General features: G+C 69.4%; 1 pseudogene. It reads right to left on the reverse strand.

Features of this window, described 5'->3' with window-relative positions:
* A pseudogene (locus ACFVIM_RS35270) lies at nucleotides 1-1,049 on the reverse strand (polyketide synthase); the annotation flags it as partial.
* Nucleotides 1,050-1,106: the final 57 nt, after the last annotated feature.

The raw sequence follows: 1,106 nt of genomic DNA on the forward strand, positions 1-1,106 counted from the left end.
ACCTGATCCTCACCACCCACACCCGCCAACACCCCACACAACCGCACACCCGCCCGCTCATCCACCACCTCAGGCAAATCCACCACACCACCCCACCGCTCCGGCAACTCCAACCCCGCCGTCACACCCAACCCCCACAACTGCGCCTGCACCACCGAAACCAACCCATCCACCCCACCCACCGACACAGCACCACACGTCGCCAACCACACCGGAGCCCCAACACCCACATCACCCAACGCCTGCACCAAAGCAACAGCAGACCCCACACCACCACCCGCCAACCCCACCAACGACAACACACCAGCCAACCCACCCACAGAACCAACCGCACTGCTCAGTTTCTCGGCGTACAGGTCCCGATCGCCCTGTGCCGCGGGGACGACGGCGTCCAGAACGTGTGCGCCCTGACCGGTCAGGGCGGCGCGGACCGCGGCCACCGTCGTGTCCCCGGCGTTCCCGTCCGGGACCACCAGCAGCCATGTGCCCGACAGGGCGGGCGAGGAGGCGGGCTCAGCCAGCGGTCGCCACTCGACCCGGTAACGCCAGCCGTCCGCCCCCCGCGGGACTCCGCTCTCCGGACGCCGTCCCACACTCTCCAGCCAGTAGTGCTCACGCTGGAAGGCATACGTCGGCAGGTCGGCGCGGCTCGGTGACCGCGGGGCGAAGAACGCCCGCCAGTCGACGGTGGCGGCACCACGCGCATGCACCAGGGCCAGCGCGGAGACCAGTTCGTGGCTCTCGGAGCGGTCACGGCGCAGCACCGGGGCGAAGACGATCTCGTCGTTCTCGACAGCGCTCTGCCCCATACCGCTGAGTACCGCGTCGGGGCCGAGCTCGACAAAGGTCGTGACGCCCGCCGCCTCCAAGGAGCCCACCACGTCGGCGAATCGCACGGCCTCACGGACATGCCGGACCCAGTACGCGGCGGAGCCGAGGAGCTCCGCCGTCGCGGGCTCACCGGTGACATCGGAGACGACCGGGATCGTCGGGGGGTGGTAGGTCAGTGTTTCGGCGATGTCCCGGAAGTCGGCGAGCATGGGATCCATCAGCGGCGAGTGGAAGGCATGGCTCACCCGCAGCCGACGGGTCTTACGCCCCCGCCC

The sequence above is a fragment of the Streptomyces sp. NPDC057638 genome, from assembly GCF_042800315.1.
Classification (GTDB): Bacteria; Actinomycetota; Actinomycetes; order Streptomycetales; family Streptomycetaceae; genus Streptomyces.